Raw genomic sequence first — 2,906 nt, forward strand, 5'->3', positions numbered from 1 at the left:
CGCTGGAAGAGGGCGGTCGCGCGCACGAAGCGCCCGGCCCGGAGCCAGGCCTCGAAGCGGTCGAGCCGCCCCTCCGCCGACGCCGCATCCCGCAGGTCGCGCAACGCGACGAAGGTGCGCAGGTCGTCCTCGTCCGGGTCGATCAGCACGCCGTTGGCCGCGGTGAACAGGTCGACCAGCTGCTTGGTCTTGGCGCCGCCCGGCACCGGCCCGCGCCGGACGATCAGCAGCTCCCGCCCCGGCATGCGGGCCGAGATGCCCGAGGCGGTGAGCGCCGCCCGCAGCCGAGCCTGGAAGGCGATGGCGTTCTGGTGCAGCAGCGCGCGGTAGCAGACGTGCCGCTCGCGGTCGTTCTCGTCCCGGTGGGTCAGCGTCAGGCGGCCGTGCAGCGGCGGGATCCTCTGCTCCGGCTCGCCCTTGCTCGCCACGTCGAGGGCGTCGTCCGGGTCGTCCTCCAGCGCGTAGAGGTCGAAGGCCGCGCGCAGCACCTCGGCGAGGGCGTCGTCCTCCCCGTCGAGGAGGTCGCCGATCTCGGCTCTCGCCTTCGCGCCGGCGAGGTCGAAGAGCGTCTCGGACGTGTCCCGATCCACTTTCTCGATCCGCCCCGTCAGGTCGTCGCAGAGGGAGACCCGCCCCTCCGCCAGGCAGGCGCGGCGGAAGGCGTCGCACCGCATCAGGATCGTGCGCGGCATCATCCCGGCCTCGGCGGCTGCCGCGATCGCGGCCTCGCTGTAGGGCCAGGACGGGAAGGGCGGCGTGAAGCCGGCCTCAAGGCAGGCCGGGCGCATGCGCCCGACGATCAGCGCGGCGGCGGCCGTGCGATCGCTCATCCCGCGGAGGTAGATGTCGCCCGTGAAGCGGTGCCGCGTCGCCCCCGTGGTCCGCTCGCCGAGGCGGGCCCAGGATTCCGGGAGGCAGGTCACCACGGTCATGCTGCGGTCGCAGACGGTGTGGAGCTCGAGAAGGCCGGCGCCGAGCACCTCGGCGAGGCCCGCCGCCCCGTCGAGGTCGTCCGTGGCCGCGAGCCGGCTCGCCTCGATCACGCCGTCGATCTGGTCGATGGCGATGAGCGTCGGCCCGCTCAGCGCCATGATCCAGCACATGCCGCGCACGAGGTCGATCGGGGCCGGCGGCGGCGTCTTGAAGCCCAGCGCGGCCCGCTCGCCCGGGTCGGCGTCGTAGCCCTGAAGCCACGCATGCGCGAGGCCGACGGCGCTGAAATCCTGGGAGCGCAGCAGGCACAGGGCGCGGAAGACATCGAGGTGCTTCAGCGCCCGCGCCGCGTCGACGCTCATCAGGGCCCTGACCAGCACGTCGACGATGCGGCGCGCGTCCATGTTGGGAGTGTTGAACGCAGCCTCGACCTGGGCCTCGACCTTGAACCGGCGGGCGACGCCCGCCAGCACGGCGTCCGACTGGCGGCGCCCGTCCGGCATCGCCTGGAGCAGGGCCGTGACGAAGCTGAGCGCCGCGCTGCGCCAGAAATCGGTCAGGCCGAGCACGTCGAGGGGGACGAACCAGCCACCCTGCCGCCAGACCTCGCGGCGCAGCTGCCCGACGAGATGGGTCTTGCCGATGCCGGGCTGGCCGACGAGAGCGCGTCCCTTGGCCCGCTGGTCGGGGGTGCGCGCCTCGGCGCGGAGGTCCGCGACCAGCGCCGGCACCAGGGCCTCGTTGGGGGCGCCGGTCGGCGGCGCGTCGATCCAGATGCTGTCGAGGGTGCGGACCCAGTCGAAATCGACACGGCGCAGGGCGTCGAGGGCGTCGCTCATCGGGCGGTCACCGGATCCAGAGGATGTGGAAGGGTTCGCCGGCCGGGCTGTAGGCGGCGGCGTGCTCGGCCGGCGTGAGGGCCTTCGGGTCGCTGAACTGGCTGAGGCGGGCGGTCGCGTCCTTCCGGAGGATGGCGGCAAGGCCCGAATCCACCGTGGCGCGGTCGAGGTCGGCGAGCGCCGCGCGCAGGTCGCTGAGCCGAACGGCCTCGGCGCGGGCGCCGCCGGTGAGGTCGAGATAGGCGGCCTCGATGCGCGCGCGCAGCTGGCGCGGGCCGAGGGGCCTTCCCGCCTTCGGCGCGGCCTTTCGCGGGGCCGCCGCCCGGCGCTTCGGAGCCGCCTTGGTCTCGGGAGCGGGTTCGGGCGCAGTTTCCGGCGGGGAGCCGACCAGGTCCGCCAGCGTCTGCCCGGTCGCGGCGAGGTGGCGATCGATGCGCCCGAGCCAATCCCGAAGGACGCGTAGGTTCGGCGGCAGCGGCGCCTGCAGGTTCCGCCCGGCCCAGTGCCAGCCCCGATCCGTCACCGAGAGGACGAACGACCGGCCGGCCTTCTCGACGGCGATCAGGCCCGCGGCGGCCAGGGCCTCCCGATCCGGCTTTCTCACCGCCGGCACCAGCGTGCCTTGCGCGGCACGGCCGCAGCGCCCCAGGAGGCACCAGAGAACCAGGCTCTGCGTCGGCGTCGGCTCACTCATCGAAACCCCTTCAGCGCTCGCGCGCGCCGCACGACGGCGCGGATCTTCTCGATCGCCAGGCCCGGATCGGCCTCCACCTGCGCGTTGGTGAGGCGCAGCACGAGATAGCCGGCGACCAGGAGTTCGTAGTCCCGGTGGCGGTCGGCGTCGAAGGCCGCCGCGGCGCGGTGCTCGGGTCCGTCGAGCTCGACCACGACGCCGCCCGCCTCCCACAGCAGGTCGACCCGGGGCACGAACCGGCCGCCGCCGAGCAGCACGCGGGCGTTGCCCCCGAACAGGCCGGCAAGGTCGGCGTCCCGCGCCTCCTCCATCCGCCGCTCCACGGCACTGGCAGGGTGGGCGCGGGAGCGGGCCGGGATGAAGCGCACCGCGGCGGCGACCGGCTCGCGCAGAACCTCGTACGCACCGTAGAGAACCCGGTCGTAGGGCGGCATCGGGGG

2 protein-coding genes and 1 pseudogene are annotated in these 2,906 nt (G+C 74.3%); all 3 read right to left on the bottom strand.

The genetic code is table 11. From position 1 onward, the window contains the following. Positions 1-1,772, bottom strand: a pseudogene (locus FV223_RS24235) (ATP-binding protein); the annotation flags it as partial. A 7-nt stretch (positions 1,773-1,779) separates the two neighbouring features. After that, on the bottom strand, positions 1,780-2,466 hold the full coding sequence (locus FV223_RS24240) for a hypothetical protein (protein ID WP_147729365.1): 687 nt from the start codon (positions 2,464-2,466) through the stop codon (positions 1,780-1,782). Then, a partial coding sequence (locus FV223_RS24245; protein WP_147729366.1) for a DUF559 domain-containing protein occupies positions 2,463-2,906 on the bottom strand: 444 nt, incomplete at its 5' end. The genes FV223_RS24245 and FV223_RS24240, both read right to left, overlap by 4 nt.

The sequence above is a fragment of the Methylobacterium sp. WL116 genome (assembly GCF_008039455.1).
Classification (GTDB): domain Bacteria; phylum Pseudomonadota; class Alphaproteobacteria; order Rhizobiales; family Beijerinckiaceae; genus Methylobacterium.

Bases quoted from the DNA above. Each gene is read 5' to 3' on its own strand.
- FV223_RS24240 (WP_147729365.1), bottom strand. From the start codon at position 2,466: ATGAGTGAGCCGACGCCGACGCAGAGCCTGGTTCTCTGGTGCCTCCTG.